This window comes from Streptomyces sp. NPDC048664 (genome assembly GCF_040650555.1).
GTDB lineage: Bacteria > Actinomycetota > Actinomycetes > Streptomycetales > Streptomycetaceae > Streptomyces.
Genome location: NZ_JBEZHK010000007.1, coordinates 12,961 through 30,089, shown reverse-complemented (window position 1 = coordinate 30,089; position 17,129 = coordinate 12,961). Strand labels below are relative to the sequence as shown.

At 72.2% G+C, this 17,129-nt stretch carries 14 protein-coding genes; 8 read left to right on the top strand and 6 right to left on the bottom strand.

What is annotated here, in order from left to right; all coding sequences use genetic code 11:
- Positions 1-127: 127 nt before the first annotated feature.
- A complete protein-coding gene (locus AB0C59_RS09825; RefSeq protein WP_363002469.1) occupies positions 128-1,063 on the top strand; it encodes a LysR family transcriptional regulator in 936 nt (311 codons plus the stop codon).
- Positions 1,064-1,069: 6 nt separating this feature from the next.
- On the opposite strand, the gene AB0C59_RS09820 is transcribed toward AB0C59_RS09825, so the two are convergent.
- Entirely contained in the window at positions 1,070-1,747 is a 678-nt protein-coding gene (locus AB0C59_RS09820; RefSeq protein WP_363002467.1) for a TetR/AcrR family transcriptional regulator, read from the bottom strand.
- A gap of 59 nt (positions 1,748-1,806) precedes the next feature.
- Between AB0C59_RS09820 and AB0C59_RS09815 the strand changes: the two genes are divergently transcribed.
- A complete protein-coding gene (locus tag AB0C59_RS09815) occupies positions 1,807-3,426 on the top strand; it encodes an FAD-binding oxidoreductase (RefSeq protein WP_363002465.1) in 1,620 nt (539 codons plus the stop codon).
- A 137-nt stretch (positions 3,427-3,563) separates the two neighbouring features.
- Here the strand turns inward: AB0C59_RS09815 and hemC are convergent, their stop codons facing one another.
- On the bottom strand, positions 3,564-4,496 hold the full coding sequence (gene hemC / locus AB0C59_RS09810; RefSeq protein ID WP_363002463.1) for a hydroxymethylbilane synthase: 933 nt from the start codon (positions 4,494-4,496) through the stop codon (positions 3,564-3,566).
- Between the two features lie 369 nt (positions 4,497-4,865).
- On the opposite strand from hemC, the gene AB0C59_RS09805 reads away from it, so the two are divergent.
- From AB0C59_RS09805 to AB0C59_RS09790, 4 genes are all read left to right on the top strand, one after another.
- Complete coding sequence (locus AB0C59_RS09805; protein WP_363002849.1) at positions 4,866-9,158, top strand: HAMP domain-containing protein; 4,293 nt, start codon at positions 4,866-4,868, stop codon at positions 9,156-9,158.
- The gene (locus tag AB0C59_RS09800; RefSeq protein WP_363002461.1) at positions 9,155-9,739 is read left to right on the top strand and encodes a response regulator; all 585 of its coding nucleotides are present in this window, start codon (positions 9,155-9,157) and stop codon (positions 9,737-9,739) included. Before AB0C59_RS09805 ends, AB0C59_RS09800 begins: the two co-directional genes overlap by 4 nt.
- A 96-nt stretch (positions 9,740-9,835) precedes the next feature.
- Positions 9,836-10,087 carry a hypothetical protein gene (locus AB0C59_RS09795; protein WP_363002459.1) on the top strand — a complete coding sequence of 84 codons (252 nt, stop codon included), beginning with the start codon at positions 9,836-9,838 and terminating at the stop codon, positions 10,085-10,087.
- A gap of 10 nt (positions 10,088-10,097) precedes the next feature.
- Positions 10,098-11,270 carry an SPFH domain-containing protein gene (locus AB0C59_RS09790; RefSeq protein WP_363002847.1) on the top strand — a complete coding sequence of 391 codons (1,173 nt, stop codon included), beginning with the start codon at positions 10,098-10,100 and terminating at the stop codon, positions 11,268-11,270.
- 70 nt (positions 11,271-11,340) lie between these two features.
- On the opposite strand, the gene AB0C59_RS09785 is transcribed toward AB0C59_RS09790, so the two are convergent.
- Together AB0C59_RS09785 and AB0C59_RS09780 are read right to left on the bottom strand one after the other, a co-directional pair.
- Positions 11,341-12,297 carry a hypothetical protein gene (locus AB0C59_RS09785; protein ID WP_363002457.1) on the bottom strand — a complete coding sequence of 319 codons (957 nt, stop codon included), beginning with the start codon at positions 12,295-12,297 and terminating at the stop codon, positions 11,341-11,343.
- Positions 12,298-12,374: 77 nt separating this feature from the next.
- Entirely contained in the window at positions 12,375-13,232 is an 858-nt protein-coding gene (locus tag AB0C59_RS09780; protein ID WP_363002455.1) for a patatin-like phospholipase family protein, read from the bottom strand.
- A gap of 367 nt (positions 13,233-13,599) precedes the next feature.
- Between AB0C59_RS09780 and AB0C59_RS09775 the strand changes: the two genes are divergently transcribed.
- On the top strand, positions 13,600-14,250 hold the full coding sequence (locus AB0C59_RS09775) for a TNT domain-containing protein (protein WP_363002453.1): 651 nt from the start codon (positions 13,600-13,602) through the stop codon (positions 14,248-14,250).
- Positions 14,251-14,489: 239 nt separating this feature from the next.
- On the opposite strand, the gene AB0C59_RS09770 is transcribed toward AB0C59_RS09775, so the two are convergent.
- Positions 14,490-14,717 carry a hypothetical protein gene (locus AB0C59_RS09770; protein ID WP_363002451.1) on the bottom strand — a complete coding sequence of 76 codons (228 nt, stop codon included), beginning with the start codon at positions 14,715-14,717 and terminating at the stop codon, positions 14,490-14,492.
- On the bottom strand, positions 14,714-15,349 hold the full coding sequence (locus AB0C59_RS09765; protein ID WP_363002449.1) for a ParA family protein: 636 nt from the start codon (positions 15,347-15,349) through the stop codon (positions 14,714-14,716). Before AB0C59_RS09765 ends, AB0C59_RS09770 begins: the two co-directional genes overlap by 4 nt.
- A gap of 209 nt (positions 15,350-15,558) precedes the next feature.
- On the opposite strand from AB0C59_RS09765, the gene AB0C59_RS09760 reads away from it, so the two are divergent.
- Positions 15,559-16,791 carry an FAD-dependent oxidoreductase gene (locus tag AB0C59_RS09760; protein WP_363002447.1) on the top strand — a complete coding sequence of 411 codons (1,233 nt, stop codon included), beginning with the start codon at positions 15,559-15,561 and terminating at the stop codon, positions 16,789-16,791.
- Positions 16,792-17,129 lie beyond the last annotated feature (338 nt).

The window sequence follows — 17,129 nt, the reverse complement described above, 5'->3', positions numbered from 1 at the left end:
GGTGACCAGGGAATCGGGCGCTCGGCGGCAGGTCAAACAACCGCCGCGCCGCCGGTGGACAACCACGGGTTGTTCACCAGGGGCTGACCCGCCGGGGATCGCGGGACAGCCCTTAGGGTGGGTCGGCGTGGATCTCGAAGCAGTGCGGACCTTCGCCGCCGTCGCGGAGGCCGGCCAGTTCCAGAGGGCCGCCGTCGACCTGGCGGTCACCCAGCAGGCCGTGTCCAAGCGCGTCGCCGCGCTGGAGCGCGACCTCGGCGTGCGGCTGTTCACCCGCACTCCGCGCGGCGCCGAACTCACCATCGACGGGCAGGCGTTCCTGCCCCACGCACGCGAGCTGCTGCGGGCCGCGGAACGTGCGGCCGCCTCCGTGCGCACCGGGCACCGCCCCCTGCGCGTCGACGTGATCAACTCGCGGGGCGCGGCCTCGGGCCTGCTGCGCGGCTTCCACCGCACGCACCCCGAGATCGACCTCGACGTGGTGATGCTGTTCGACGTCGAGGCGGCGGTGGCCGCCCTCCGCTCCGGTGCGATCGACGCCTCCTTCCGTGCGGTCGCCGCGCCCGGCCGCCCCCTCCCCGAGGACATCGCATCCGTCCGTGTCCTCGACGAGGCGCTCCAGCTCCTGACCGGGCCCGCCCACGCGCTCGCGGGCGCCGGGTCGGTGACCGTCGCCGAGCTGGCGGGGCACCGCATCTGGATGCCCGGCATCGTCCCCGGCACCGAGTGGGCCGCCTACTACGACGACCTCGTCGCCGCGTTCGGTCTCACCATCGAGGCGACCGGCCCCAACTTCGGCTCCGACGCCCTCCTCGACACCATCGCCGACACCCCGGCCCTGGCGACCTTCATGAGCGAGCAGACCCGCCTCGTGTGGCCCGCCGGCCACGGCCTGCGCCGCATCCCCGTGACCGACCCGACGCTCGTCTACCCGCACTCGCTCCTGTGGCACCGCGACAACCCCCACCCGGCGCTGGCCACCCTTCGCGCCCACCTCGCCGCCTCGGCGGCCGGCCACGGCGCCCCCGGGACCTGGACGCCCGACTGGGTCCTGCCGCGCTGAGCACCGTCACGAGGGGCCGCGGACGGCTTGGAGCAGCCGTGCGCAGCGTGCGCTCATGTCCTGGGCGGACAGCTCGGGGTGGGAGACCCACCAGCCGACGAGGGCGCTGACCGTGCCCGTCCACACCTGCTTGAGGGCGTCCGCGTCCAGCGCGTCGTCGTTCCCCCCGGCGTGCAGGAGGGCCGCGGTGCCGTGGGCGGCCGTGGCGTCGATGGCCTCACGGTGGCTCCGTGCGGCGTGCCACGGCGCGGAGCCGTGCTCCAGGGACCGGTCGTAGAGCACGAACCAGGCGTGCCGCCGCTCCTGGAGCGTCTCGAAGACCGCGGTGAGCACGGCGAGGGGCAGTCGCTGCTGTGACTCCTCCGCCCGCATCGCCGTGTCGATCGCGGCGAGCAGGAGGGGGCCGACGCGGTCGACGCAGGCCGTGTGGAGGCCGTCCTTGGACCCGAAGTAGGTGTAGAGCATCGGCTTCGTGACGCCGACGCGCCGGGCGATCTCGGTCATGGACGCCGCGGCGTGACCGCGCGTGCCGAACTCCTCCAGGGCGGCGTCGAGGATCTGCTCCTCCCGAAGGGCGCGCGGAACCCCTTTGGTGCCGGCGCCCCGCCTGCCGCCCCCGCCGGTCCCGCCGCTTCGCGGACGGACCGGGGGGTCCTGTGGGCCGGAGACTCTTGCGGTCGTCATGGCCGGAGTATACGTTGCGGTAACTTACCAAGAGGTAAATTACCGAAGGATCAATTCTCGTGGCCGACAGCAGCACACCGCCTCCACCCTCCTCCGACGCCCGCCCCCACCGCTCCTGGTGGGGCTGGGGCGCCGCCGACAAGGCCCTGTCGGACGCGGAGTGCGCCGAGCTGGGCCGGCTCGTCCCCGGAGCGGCCGACACCCCGCGCCCGATACCGGCGCTCCCCTCCCTCGCCCTGCCGAGGACACGCGTCGAGCCGCCCACCGCGCTGGCCCCGCTGATGTCGGCCACGCCGCCGGACCGGGCCTCACACACCTACGGCAAGGCCTACCGCGACGTGATCCGCGCGCTGGACGCGGACCTGGCCGCCGCACCCGACCAGGTCGCACGCCCCCGTACCGAGCGCGAGGTGACGCAGGTCCTCGACTGGGCGGCGGACGCGGACGTGGCCGTGGTGCCGTACGGCGGGGGCAGTTCGGTCGTCGGCGGGGTCGAGTACCGCGCGGACCGGCACCGCGGTGTCGTCTCCCTCGACCTGTCCTCGATGGACCGGGTGCTGGAGGTGGACACGGTGAGCCGGGCGGCCCGGATCCAAGGAGGCGCGCTCGGCCCGGCACTCGAGGCCCAGTTGCGGACGCACGACCTGACGTTGCGTCATTTCCCGCAGAGCTTCGAGTACTCCACCCTGGGCGGCTGGCTCGCCACCCGGGCCGGAGGCCACTACGCGACCCTTCACACCCACATCGACGACCTGGTGGAATCGATGCGCGTGGTGACACCGGTGGGCGTCAACGAGTCGCTGCGACTGCCCGGATCGGGCGCCGGCCCGTCCCCGGACCGGCTGTTCCTCGGCTCCGAGGGCACCCTGGGGGTCATCACCGAGGCCTGGATGCGGCTTCAGGACCGCCCCCGCCACAAGGCGTCGGCCACGGTTCTCTTCCACGACGTCCACGTCGCCCTGAAGGCCGTGCGCGCCCTCGCGCAGTCGGGCCTCAACCCGGCCAACTGCCGGTTGCTGGACCCCGGGGAGGCGGCACTCGCGGGCGTGACCGGGGGTGGCGAGAGCGTGCTCGTCCTGGGCGTCGAGTCCGCGCACGTCCCCGTCGACGGACGCCTGGCCGAACTCGTCGCCCTGGCCCGCGACCACGGCGGCACGCCGTCGCCCTCGGCGGGCGACGCCGGGGACACCGCCGCGAGCACCTGGCGCTCGGCGTTCCTGAGGATGCCCTACCTGCGGGACGCGCTCGCCCGGATGAGCGTGATCACCGAGACCTTCGAGACCGCCGTCACCTGGGACCGCGCGGCGGAGCTGTACACGTCCGTGCGCGGGCGGCTGGCCACCGTGGTGAAGGAGGTGACGGGCGCCGAGGGAACCGTCAACTGCCGCCTGACGCACGTCTATCCCGACGGGGCCGCGCCGTACTTCACGGTCGTCGCACCGGGGCGGCGCGGCGCGGAGGTCGCGATGTGGGACGAGATCAAGGCCGCGGCGATGGAGGTCCTGGGCGACCACGGCGCGACCGTCACCCACCACCACGCCGTCGGCCGCGACCACCGGCCGGGCTACGACCGCCAGCGTCCGGAGCCGTTCGCGCTCGCGCTCCGCGCCGCGAAGGCGGCGCTCGACCCGGCCGGGATCCTCAACCCGGGTGTGCTGTTCGATCCGGCCACCCGCTGATCACGCGCCACGGCCGGACCGGTCGGAAACGACCGAGGAGTGTCGCCGGGGCGCCGCCCGCCGGGCCCCGGCGGGCGGGCGTCAGCGGGCGGGCGTCAGCGGGCGGGCGTCAGCGGGCGGGCGTCAGCGGGCGGGCGTCAGTGGGCGATCCCGTCGATCAGCTCGCGCGCGCCCTGACGCAGCAGGGCGACCGCGACGGAGGTGCCGAGCGTGGCCGGGTCGAGCCGGCCCGCCCACTCGTGGGCATTGAGCACGGTCTTGCCGTTCGGCGTGAACACGCAGGCCCGCAGGGAGAGTTCGCCGCTGCGCCCAGCGCGCGCGTATCCGGCGATGGGGCTGTTGCAGTGGCCCTGGAGGACATGGAGGAACATCCGCTCCGCGAGGGTCTCGCGGTGGGTGTCCGGGTCTCCGAGGCCGCTGACGGCGTCGATGGTGGCGGTGTCCTCCGCACGGCACTGCAGGGCGAGGACGCCCGCGCCGATCGGCGGCATCATCGTCTCCTCCGACAGGATCTCGGTGATCACGTCGGTGCGGCCGATGCGTTCGAGCCCGGCGACGGCGAGGAGAAGGGCGTCGGCCTCACCGTCGGCGAGCTTCTCCAGGCGGCGGTTGGCGTTGCCGCGCATCGGGACGCACTCCAGGTGCGGATGGGAGGCGGCCAGTTGGGCGACCCGACGCACCGAGGAGGTGCCGATCCGGGTGCCCGCGGGCAGCTCGTCGAGGGTGCGGCCCCGGGAGTCGATGAGCGCGTCGCGGATGTCGTCCCGCTTGAGGAACGCGGCGAACTGCGTCCCGGCGGGCAGGGGGCGGTCGGCCGGGATGTCCTTGACGCAGTGGACGGCGAGGTCCGCCTCGCCGGCGAGCAGGGCGGCATCGACCTCCTTGGTGAACGCGCCCTTGCCCTCGACCTGGGACAGGTCGCCCATCCACTTGTCGCCCGTCGTCTTCACCGGCACCACCTCGGTGCGCAGTGCGGGATGGAGGGCGGCGAGTTCGGCGCGGACACGCTCCACCTGCGCGAGGGCCATCGGCGAGTCACGGGAGACGATACGCATCAGATCGACCAGCATGCAGGCACGATAGCGCCCTGAGGCGCGAGGTGGTGGCACGGCCCGCGCCGGGGTGCCGGCCGCGGCGCCGCCCCGACCCGGCGACACACGACGTCATGGAGCGTTCGATACTCGTCACCCTCGGGGGCCGGCGGACCGGCCGCCTCCATGCCGACACGGGCAGGACGAATGTAGTCTAAATGGGGAGAGAACGTCCATCCGCCCGTCGGGGATTGGGGCGCCATGAAGCCTGCCGCCCAGCCTGAACTCACGTCGTCCAGACCTGGGATCCGAAAACGGGGGGCCGGCACGACCCGCTCCAGGACCGCGGGGCGCCCGCCCTCCTCCCCCGGCCGCGAGTGTGTGCGCATCGCCGAACTGCGGCCGCTGATGGCGGCCATGAACGCGCTGTGTGACGGCGATTTCACCGTGCGCGTGGAGAGTCAGCCCGAAGGGGTGCTCGCCGAGATGGCGAGCGTGTTCAACCAGATCGTCGCGCGCAACGCCCACCTGGCCTCGGAGCTGGACCGGGTGCGCCGCGAGATGGTGCGGCAGGGGCGACTGGACGAGCGGCTCACGGCGAGCCCGGGCCAGGGCAGCTGGAGCACGAGCGTGGAGGCGGCCAACACCCTGCTGGAGGCGGTGGCCGTCCCCGTCATGAACGCCACCCGTGTGCTCGACGCCGTGGCGGACGGTGATCTCACCCGGCGCGCCGAGCTGCACGACGGCAAGCGGCAGCTGCACGGTGATCTGCGCCGTCTGGGGCGCGGGGTGAACCGCATGGTGGAGCAGCTGTCGCTCTTCACCGGCGAGCTGACCCGGGTGGCCCGGGAGGTCGGCACGGAGGGACGACTCGGCGGCCGGGCCACGGTGCAGGGGCTGTCGGGCGACTGGCGCTCGGTGACGGAGGCCGTCAACACCATGGCCTCCCGGCTCACCGCGCAGGTCCGCGACATCGCGGTGGTGACCACCGCGGTGGCGCGCGGCGATCTGACCCGGCAGGTCACGGTGGAGGCGACGGGCGAGCTGCTGGAGCTCAAGCTCACCGTGAACACGATGGTCGACCAGCTGCGCGCGTTCGCCGACGAGGTCACCCGGGTCGCCCGCGAGGTCGGCACGGAAGGACGACTCGGCGGCCGGGCCCAGGTTCCGGGGGTCTCCGGGGTCTGGAAGGACCTCACCGACAACGTCAACTTCATGGCCTCGAACCTGACCTCGCAGGTCCGCAACATCGCCCAGGTCACCACCGCGGTCGCCGACGGAGACCTCAGCCAGAAGATCACGGTCGACGCCCAGGGAGAGATCCTCCAGCTCAAGGACACCGTGAACATCATGGTCGACCAGCTCTCCGCGTTCGCCGACGAGGTCACCCGCGTCGCCCGCGAGGTCGGCACCGAGGGACGACTCGGCGGCCGGGCCCAGGTGCGCGGCGTCTCCGGCGTGTGGAAGGACCTCACCGACAACGTCAACTTCATGGCCGACAACCTCACCTCCCAGGTACGCAACATCGCCCAGGTCGCCACGGCCGTCGCCCAGGGCGACCTGGGCAAGACGATCACGGTGGAGGCGAAGGGCGAGATCCTGGAGCTGAAGTCGACCATCAACACGATGGTCTACCAGCTCTCCGCGTTCGCCGACGAGGTCACCCGCGTCGCCCGCGAGGTCGGCACCGAGGGCAACCTGGGCGGTCAGGCGCAGGTGCGCGGGGTGTCGGGCGTGTGGAAGGAGCTGACGGACAACGTCAACTTCATGGCCTCGAACCTGACCTCGCAGGTCCGCAACATCGCCCAGGTCACCACCGCGGTCGCCGACGGAGACCTGTCCAAGAAGATCACGGTCGACGCGCGGGGCGAGATCCTCCAGCTCAAGGACACCGTGAACACGATGGTCGACCAGCTGCGCGCGTTCGCCGACGAGGTCACCCGGGTCGCCCGCGAGGTCGGCACCGAGGGACGACTCGGCGGCCGGGCCCAGGTGCGCGGCGTCTCCGGCGTGTGGAAGGACCTCACCGACAACGTCAACTTCATGGCCGACAACCTCACCTCCCAGGTACGCAACATCGCCCAGGTCGCCACGGCCGTCGCCCAGGGCGACCTGTCGAAGAAGATCGACGTGGACGCCCGGGGCGAGATCCTGGAGCTGAAGACCACCATCAACACGATGGTCGACACGCTCTCCTCGTTCTCCTCGGAGGTCACCCGGGTGGCCCGCGAGGTCGGCAGCGAGGGGCAGCTGGGCGGTCAGGCGCGGGTGGAGGGCGTCTACGGGACGTGGAAGAGGCTGACGACCAACGTCAACGAACTGGCCCTGAACCTGACCACGCAGGTCCGGGCGATCGCCGAGGTCGCGAGCGCGGTCGCCCAGGGCGACATGTCCCGCTCGATCACGGTCGAGACGCAGGGCGAGGTCGCCGAGCTGAAGAACAACATCAACCTGATGGTGGCCAACCTGCGGGAGACGACCCGCGCCAAGGACTGGCTGGAGTCCAATCTGACCCGTATGGCCGCGCTGATGCAGGGCCACCGCGACCTGGTGGAGGTCGCCGACCTGATCCTGCGCGAGCTCCCCCCGCTGGTCAACGCGCAGTTCGGGGCGTTCTTCCTGGCCGAGGCCGGGGCGCCCCCCGGCGAGGGCCTGCAGTTCATCGCCGGATACGGCACCGACCAGGCCGCCGGCGCCGGCCCGCTGCCCGGTACCGGCACCCCCGGCCGCGGGCTGATCGCCCAGGCCGCGCAGGAGAAGCAGCGCATCATCGTCACGGACGTCCCGCCCGACTACATCACCATCGACTCCGGGCTGGGCACGGCCCGCCCGGCCAGCATCGTCATCCTGCCGATCCTCTTCGAGGATCAGGTGCTCGGGGTGATCGAGCTGGCCTCGCTCAGCAGGTTCAGCGAGGTGCATCTGGCCTTCATCGACCAGTTCGCCAACACGATCGGTGTCTCCATCAACACCATCATCGCCAACTCCCGTACGGAGTCACTGCTGTCGGAGTCGCAGCGGCTCACCTCCCAACTGCGCGAACGTTCCGACGAACTCCAGCGCTCCAACGCCGAGTTGGAGGAGAAGGCCGCGCTGCTCGCGACCGCGTCCCAGTACAAGTCGGAGTTCCTCGCGAACATGTCGCACGAGCTGCGCACCCCGCTCAACTCCCTGCTCATCCTCGCGCGGCTGCTCGCCGACAACCCCGACGGCCGCCTGGGCGAGCAGGAGGTGCAGTTCGCCACCACCATCCACCGCTCGGGCTCGGACCTGCTCCAGCTCATCAACGACATCCTCGACCTGTCGAAGATCGAGGCCGGGCGCATGGACGTACGCCCGCAGACGGTTCCCCTGATCAAGCTGCTCGACTACGTCCACGCGACCTTCCGGCCGCTGACCATCGACCGCGGTCTGGGCTTCGACATCTCGGTCAGCAAGGACGTGCCGGCCGAACTGTACTCGGACGAGCAGCGGTTGCAGCAGGTGCTGCGCAACCTGCTGTCCAACGCGGTGAAGTTCACCCATGACGGAAGCGTGGAGCTGCGCGTCAGCACCGTGCCGGGGAGCAGGTTCACCGAGGAGACCCTGAAGAACGCGAAGGCCGTCATCGCGTTCTCCGTCAAGGACACGGGCATCGGTATCGCCCCCGAGAAACTGCCCCTGGTCTTCGAGGCGTTCCAGCAGTCCGACGGCACCACCAATCGCAAGTACGGCGGCACCGGTCTCGGCCTGTCCATCAGCCGGGAGATCTCCGGCATGCTCGGCGGGAAGATCGTCGCCGAGAGCGAGCCGGGGGTGGGCTCCCGGTTCACCCTCTACATCCCCTCGCACTACCCGGGCGCCGAGGCCACGCACGGTGCCGCCGCACTGAGGTCCGTCGAGGTCCAGCCCGCGCCCGCGGCCGAGGAAGGGCCGGGGGACACCTCCGCCGACGCGCCGGGCAGCCAGGTGCTCGACAGCGCGGCGCGCCTCGGTTCCGACGCCCTGATCCGGGGTCGCCTCGGCGACGACGCGGCGGCCGCCCCCGCGACGGGCGAGGCGGCGGGCCGTGAGGGCCGCGAGGACTCCGCACCGAGGACGACACAGCTCAAGGAGTGGCTCAGCGGGCGCCCGGGCAGGGTGCTGGCGGGCCGGCGCATCCTGATCATCGACGACGACATCCGCAACGTCTTCGCGCTCACCCACGTACTGGGCCGTGTCGGCATCACCGTGAAGTACGCGGAGAACGGCCGCGAGGGCCTCGAGGTCCTCCAGCGCTCCCCCGACGTGTCCCTGGTGCTGATGGACATCATGATGCCGGAGATGGACGGCTACGAGACGATCCGGACCATCCGGCGCAGCCCGCGCCTCGCCCATCTGCCGGTCATCGCGCTCACCGCCAAGGCGATGCCCGGGGACCGCGACAAGGCGATCGAGAGCGGTGCCAGCGACTACGTGCCCAAACCGGTGAACGTCGACCGGCTGCTGTCGGTCATCTGCGATCTGCTCGACCCGCAGAGCGAGTTCCCGGCACCGGGAGGGGACCCCGACCGGGAGGCGGACTCCCCGCGGGCCGGGGATCAGGTCCGGGACCGCGGCCCCGCCCGGGAACGGGACTCCGTCGGGGCGCGGGGCCGGGACGGCGCCGAGCGGGCGCCCGGCGTCAGGGACGGCGCCGGGGTGACGGACGCCGCCGGGGGTGTGTCCGGGGACACGCCATGAGCGACGTCCCCGAGGACCGGTGCGCCATCCTCATGGTCGACGACGTGGAGGAGAACCTGGACGCGTTCGAAGCCGTGCTCGGGCCGCTGCACCAGCACCTGGTGCGCGCGGACTCCGGGGAACGGGCGCTGAAGGAGATGCTCCGCCAGGACTTCGCGGTCGTGCTGCTCGACGTGCGGATGCCCGGGATGGACGGGTTCGAGACGGCGGCCAACATCAAGCGGCTCGACCAGACCAAGGACGTGCCCATCGTCCTGGTCACCGGAAGCGACGTCGGGGCGGACTACGCCTACCGGGGATACGCGGTGGGCGCGGCCGACTTCCTCACCAAGCCGGTCGACCCCTGGGTGCTGCGCGCGAAGATGGACGTCTTCCTGGATCTGCACCGCACCCGGCGCCGGCTGGCGACACGCGCCATGGCGCAGGACGCCGACCGGCTCACCGAGATCACCGAGCACCTCGCCCGGATCGAGCTGCTGCTGCGCGACGGCACGGACGCCGGCGCCGACGGTCTCGCCGACCGGATCGCGGAGGTGGAGCGCGCCGTGGCAAGCCTGTTGACCGGCCGTCCGGCCCGATAGCGGTCCCGGCACATCGGCCGCCCCTCGGCGCAGACCTGCGGAGCCGGTGGGTCTATCGTCGGACTCAGGGGGCTGAGCGATGAGAGGTGGCCGACGATGGTGCAGGACGACGCCGTGATCGGCTGCACGGGAGAGCTGATCATCGGAACGCGTGGGTCCGCCGGTCCGGGCGAGATCCTCGTGCGCGTCCGGGGCGGCACCGAGACCTTCCTCGCGTGGTCCCCGCAACCGCTGCCCAGAGGGGCGACGGTGCTCGTGATCGAGTCCCGTGGCTGCCGCGAGGTCGGCGTCATCGAGTGGGCCGATCCGTTGGACGCGCTGGACGGCGACGCCGTCGGCGCAGACTGAGGAGACAATGATGTTCGGATACCGCGTACCCGCCCCCGACGAGGCGATGCTGATCTCGGGGGGACGGCGGGGACTGGGGGGCGCGCCGTTCCGAGTGGTGACGGGACACGGCAAGTTCGTGCTCCCGGTCTTCCGCAAGACCCGCTTCCTCACGCTGTCGATGTGCGAGGCCGAGGTCACCGAGACCTGTGTCACCAAGCAGGGCATCGCCCTGCACGTCCGCGCCGTGATCGCCTTCAAGGTGGGCAACGACACCGAGAGCATCATCAACGCCGGGCAGCGCTTCCTGTCCGACCAGGACCAGATGTCCGTCCTGACCGGACGGATCTTCGCCGGTCATCTGCGGGCGATCATCGGCTCGATGACGGTCGAGGAGATCGTCACCGAACGCCAGAAGCTGGCCGCCGAGGTCCTGGACACCTCCAAGGCGGAGATGGCCAAGATCGGTCTGATCGTGGACTCGCTGCAGATCCAGTCGATCGACGACGGCGACACCGGGTACATCGACGCGATGTCGGCGCCGCACAAGGCGGCCATCCAGCGGCAGGCCCAGATCGCGCAGGCGCAGGCGAACCAGGCCTCGGCCGAGGCGGAGCAGGTGGCGGCGCGCAACCAGGCCGAGTACGAGCGGCAGACAGCGGTGGTACGGGCGGAGTACTCCGCCCAGGTGGACCGCGCCCAGGCGCAGGCCGCGCAGGCCGGGCCGCTGGCCCAGGCGCACGCCCAGCAGGAGGTGCTGGCGGCCCAGACGGAACTGGCGCAGCGTCAGGCCGATCTGCGGCAGCAGCAGCTGGTGGCCGAGGTGGTCAAGCCCGCGCAGGCCGAGGCCGAGCGGATCAAGGTGCTCGCCATCGCCGAGGCGGACCGGATGAAGATCCAGGCCGAGGCCGCGGCGTCGCACGACCGGGTCGCTCTGGAGCGGATGCTGATCGAGCAGCTTCCGCTGATCGTCAAGGAGGCGGCGGGTGGCCTGTCCGGGGCCAACGTCAACGTCCTCAACGGCGCGGACGGCCTGGGTGAGATCGCGGCCGGGCTGGTCGCGCAGGGGCTGACGATCCTGGACTCCGTCCGACAGAACCTGAGCGGACAGAGCCCGGAGGGTGGGGCGGAGCAGGACGGCGCGCGGCGCGAGCTGTCGTTCGGGCGCGAGCGGCGGGGTGACGGGGTGGTGGGAGTCGACTGACCGGACGCGGTGCGCGGGGGCCGGCGTCTCGCACGGTTCCCGCGCACTTCCCGCGAGGCCGACTCCCCGGTCACGTCGTGGGGGTGGCCTTTCTTCGGGCGTGCTCGTACTCCGTCACGGGGTCGCCGGTGTTGTTCCAGGGCCATGCGGTGACCACACCCCCCAGTGCCTCGAAGATCGGGCGGGCCTCGTGGCGCCTGTCGGCGGCCATCAGGGCGTAGGCGAGCAGGTTCAGGTCGGCCAGGGCGGCGGCATGGTGGAAGAACTCCGGTCTGACCCAGCTGTGGGCGGCCCGGTCGAGGGCCACGGCCGCCTCCCGCTGGGTCCAGTGGTTGCGCGCCACGAGCGCCTCCACCCCGCCCCGGGCGAGGACGGAGTGGTAGTGCAGGACCTGGGCGGTCAGTTCCGTCGCCGCGCACGGCGCGTTCGCGGGCATGCGGGCGGAGAGGGTGTCGACGAAGTCGAGCACCTGGACGCGTGAGCCCGCCTCCTGCGGGGTGAGGTAGCCCAGCATGCTCAGGTAGGCCTCGCGGTTCCAGCGGTCGCGCGCGAGGACCTCGTTCCAGACGCCGAACACCTGGGACTGCTCCCAGCGCTCCAGCCGGGCCACTCCCAGCAGCACCACCCAGGGCATGGGGTCGTCCGGGATCAGCTCGGCGGCCCGCAGGCAGTGGTCGGTGACCGCCGTCGGGTCCTCCAGGCTCCCCTGGGCGCGGCCTCGGGCGAGTCGGGTCGCCGCCTCCAGAAGCAGCGCGTCGGCGTGGCGCGGCTCTCGTGCCGCCCAGGTCGCCGGCAGGCGGCTGCCGCGCAGGAAGTCCGCCAGGACGGTGACGCGGTGCGTGCGGCGGTCCCAGTCGCCCCGGTCCTCGTCCATGAGGCGGGAAATCTGGGCCAGGCACAGGTCCGTCGTGGCGATCGTGCCGGTCCTGGTGGTCGCGAGCAGGGACTTGAGCAGCCTGCCCAGGGCCTGATCGTCCAGTTCCGGCGCGAGACGGGGTCTTCTGCGGCGGCTTGAGAGAAATGCCATGCACGGAGGCTAGGACGGACCTGGGCTCGCACAAGACATGCGCCAAGATCGTTATCACTTGCTTGCCCGCGCCCCCGTTACTCGCTCGTACGGTGAGACGCCTTCCACTCGACGGTGGTCCGGCGCCCCTGGCGGCGGCCCGCCTCGGCGGCCGGCACGCGGGTGGCCGGGTCCAGCGGGTTGGCGCCGATCGCGGTCCGCGATCCCTCGTCCGGCTCGATGACCGCGACCTCGGCGCCGGACGCCCTCAGTTCCTCGAGGGCCTCCTCCAGCGGCTTGTCGCCGGGGAGCATCTCCACGGTGCCCATGGGGACGACGACCAGCACCCGGGACGCGCCCGCGGCGTAGTCCGCGTTGGCCATGGAGCGGATCCCGCCGTCGACGTACCGGCTGCCGTCGATGGACACCGGCGGCCAGACGCAGGGGACGGCGCAGCTGGCGGCCACGGCCTCGACCAGGTCGACCCCGCAGGTGTTGTCGAAGACGCGGGGGGCGCCGGTGGCGGCGTCCACGGCCACGATCCTCAGGGGCCGCGCGGGCCATGCGTGCGAGGGCAGCCGGGAGGCGATCACCGCCCGGCGCTTCGGCTCGGGGACGGTCTCGGTGCGCAGTGCCATCCGGCCGATCGCGCGCCGGACCTCCCCGGCGTCGGCGGCCTGGCCCAGCACCTCGCCGAGTTCGGCCGCGAACCGGTCCACGTCCATCTCCGCCATGATCTCCTCGGACTGGAGCGCGGGGTCCACCTGCCGGGCGTAGAGCTGGTCGAGGGGCAGTCCGCTGCCCAGCTGAGCCGCCACGACCGACCCGGCGGAGGTGCCCACGACCAGGTCGGCACCGGTCACGTCCTGGCCCGCCTGCGCCAGTCCCGCGAGCAGTCCGGTCATCCAGGCGATCCCGCCGACCCCGCCGCCGCCCAGCACCAACGCCTCCGTCATGACTCCCCCTTGATCGCCGAGATGCTCCTCCCAGCCTACGGGGCCCTTGGGGAATGCCCGCTCGGGCGCGGGACCAGAAGTGCCCGGGCCCGGGGGTTACTCGTTCGGGGGGCCGTACGGCACGCCTGCGCGCCATCCCCTGACCCGCTGGATTTAGTGATCTCGTTCATCGGGGCATGCCCCGGCAGTTCCCTCTGGAGGTTCTGTGAGATCGTCAAAAAGGCGGGTCGGCCTGGCCGCTGCCCTCGGCCTGACGGGTTCCCTGGTCCTGGGTGCCTCCGTCGCGTCCGCCGCGTCGTCACCCGTCGACGACCCCCGGACAGGGGTCGTTCGGGGACCCGGTCGCACCGCGCCGACCCTGCGGCCGATGCCGGTACCGGCGCAGGGCACCGCGTCGGCCCGGCCCGACCACCAGGGCGTGTGCCGGGGGCTGGTGCCGTACCCCGTCCCGAAGCCCTACCGCTCCTCCTACTTCTGCGAGGACTGGCGCCTCGGTTCCTCGACGCTGCCGACGCGGGGGCCGGTGGGGAACGTCCTCAGGAAGTACGACCGGCTCGGCGGTCTCTCGGCCACGCGCTTCCTGGTCCGGTGGTGGGACCCGGCCGGCGACGCGGGCCAGGGCGAGTGGCGCTACCCGGCGGACGACGGCTACGAGCACAACTCCCAGGGCGTCATCGCCTCCCCCGTGGTGCTGCACGCGGGCCTGCGGGTCGACCGGTTCGGGAACGAGGCGGGCCGGTTCCTGGCGCCCGCCGGGACCAAGTACGGCATGCGGTCGATCCCGCCCTCCAGCCTCGACACCAGCGACCCGCGCTACCCCGACGACTACCACCTGTACCGGGTGACCAGGGATGTCACCGTGTGCGCGGGACCGACGGCCCCCGCGTTCGAACAACCGGGTCTCGGCACGCAGTACGTGACGTCGAGCGCGTTCTGTCCGGGCATTCCGCGCACGACCGTGGGCGATCTGGTGCGCAACGGCACCCTGGTGCGGCTCAACGCCCCGACGTCGCAGTGACCCTGCGTCGACCACGTCGAGCTGGGTGAGGCCCTTCGTGCGGCCGGGGTTCCTCGGGCGTACCCCGAGATCCCCGGCTGCCCGCCTCCGCCGTCCTCGACCGAACGCCACTTCCTGCGCGAGCGGGGCCGGCGCGAGGTGCTGGAGCGGTTCGCGACCGAGGGTGAGGCCTGCGACCGGCTCCACCCGCCGCTGACCGACGAGAGGCTGCCCCCCGGCGTGCTCCGGGCCTCAGTCCGTCATGGTTGCGTACTGCTCGTCAGGGGGCGCAGGACCGCCGCTCCGGCGCGCGCGAGCGCCGACACGGGCGCCTCGGCCCAGCGGACCAGGTCGCGGGTCAGACCGGCGTCGAACTCGATCGTCACCCGGACGTAGCGGGTGCGCAGCTGGGTGACCCTGGCCGTGCGCGGCGCGGCGTCCGGTTCGCGCTTCAGGGCTGCTCGGTAGGTGTCCTTGCGCTGGTTCACACGGTGTCCTGACGCTTGATGAGTTCGTCTGCGAGATCCATGTACGCCGTGCCCTTCACCTTGACGGGGCCGCCGAACGACTGGGCGTACAGGTCGAGGCGCGGGATGTGGGTCGCCAGCACGTCGAATCCCCGTTCGGTGAGGGCTTCGCGGGCGTCGGCGTCCGGCCCGGTGCGCGTGGCGTCGGCGCGGTTGGTCCGGTTGAGCAGCACGGCCGCCTTGGCCGGCCGCACCCGCAACGACTGGACGTCGCCCATCTCCCCGCCGATGGGTGCCATGCGGTCCAGTTCGATCGGAGCCGGGGTCACCGGCACGATCCACTCCGCGGCGTACCGCATGATGCTGCGCGCGATGTGCGCGTGGTCCTCCAGCTGCGGGGCGTCGAACACCACCGCCTGGCGGTCGCCGAGGAAGTCGTTCACCCTGCGGTGCACGTCGCCCACGGGCAGGGCGACCACCGGGAACGGAAAGCCCTGGGCCAGCTCGCTCCAGCGCAGCGCGGAGGACGCCGGATCGCTGTCGACCAGCAGTGGTGGAATGCCCGACTCGTGCAGCGCGTGAGCGAGCCACACGGCACTGGTCGTCTTCCCGACTCCGGGCTTCAGGTTCACGAACGCGTAGCTCAGCGACACAAGAGGCGAAGGTAGCGGTCCGGGGCGGCCCGCACCGAAGGCGCGGGGCACGGGGCGCGTTGTTCACCCCGCGGCGCGGTCGCGTCATCCGTTCGGTCCAGCGTTCCGTACTCCGGCGTGCGTCAGGGCGCAGCCACCGACCGGTCCGTCCGGTCATGCGTCATCGTGTGACGGTGCGAACCGCGGACGTGCGTGGAGGGAAGGGCGCGATGGAGCGAACCACCTGCTGTGTGATCGGCGGCGGCCCCGCCGGTATGGTCCTCGGCCTGCTGCTGGCGCGGGCCGGCGTGCGGGTCACGGTCCTGGAGAAGCACGGTGACTTCCTGCGGGACTTCCGCGGCGACACCGTGCATCCCTCGACCCTGGCGCTGCTGGACGACCTCGGTCTCGCGGACCGCTTCGCCCGGCTGCCGCAACGCCGCGTCACCACCCTGCAGTTGCCGCTGGGGAGGGACGGTGAGCTGGCCACCGTGTCGGACATCGGCGCGCTGCCCGGACCGTACAACTACATCGCGATGGTCCCCCAGTGGGATCTGCTCGACCTTCTCGCCGACGAGGCGCGCAGGGAACCGTCCTTCACCCTGTGGATGGACACCGAGGCGACCTCGTTCATCGAGGAGGGCGGGCGGGTCACCGGGGTGCGCCACCGCACCTCCGACGGGCGCACCGGGGAGCTCCGGGCCACTCTCACCGTGGCCTGCGACGGCCGGGGTTCGCTGGCCCGGTCCCGACCGGAGCTGGGGCTGCGGCACTTCACCTGCCCCATGGACGCGTGGTGGTTCCGGCTGCCGCGCCGGGAGGGAGATCCGCACGGCCTGGTGGGAGGGATCGGCGAACGGTTCCTGACGGCCATGATCGACCGCGGCGACTACTGGCAGTGCGCGGCGATGATCCCCAAGGGATCCGACGCCGAGCGCCGGGCCGCCGGACTCGACCGGTTCCTGTCCCAGTTCGCCGCCGCCGTGCCCTGGCTCGGGGACCGGACGGGGGCCGTGCGGTCGTGGGACGAGGTGCGGACGCTCGACGTGCGCCTCGACCGCCTGCGGCGCTGGCACCGGCCGGGGCTGCTGTGCATCGGGGACGCCGCGCACGCGATGTCACCGGTGTTCGGCATCGGCATCAACCTCGCCGTCGAGGACGCCGTGGCCGGGGCGCGGTATCTGGTCGAACCCCTGCGCAGAGGTGCGGTGGGCCTTCGGGACGTACGGCGCGTGCAGCGCCGCCGGTGGCCGACCACGGCGGCCACCCAGGGGCTGCAGCGCCTGGCCCACGCCCGGCTCATCGCCCCCGTGCTGGAGGGGCGCGCCCCGCTGAAGCACGCGAAGGGCGCGGAGCGGGCGAGCGAACTGCTCGCCGCCTTCCCGTGGGTCAAGCGGCTGCCCGCGTACTTCCTCAGCTACGGCGCGCTGCGCGAACGCCCGCCGGCCGAGTGCGTGAGGTGACCGGCTTGGCCCGTTCGAGTGCGGTGGCGGGGCGTCTGCCGCGTCCTGCGTGCCCGGCTCCCCCGCACCCGGAGTATGGCGTGCGGCGCGCCACGTTTCGGAGCTACCGGTGAGGACGACGTGACCACCCAGGCACAGCCCAGGCACGATGCCCGCGACCCCGCCCGGCCGCTGGGCGAGGCCCTGGACGAGGCGGCGATGTCCCGGATACACGTCAGGTTCTGGCTGCTGGCCGGCCTCGGCATCCTGCTGGACGGCTTCGACTTCTTCGTCATCGGTGTCGCGGGCCCGCTCATCGCCAGGGACTTCTCCGTCGGTTCCGTCGACAAGGGCCTGCT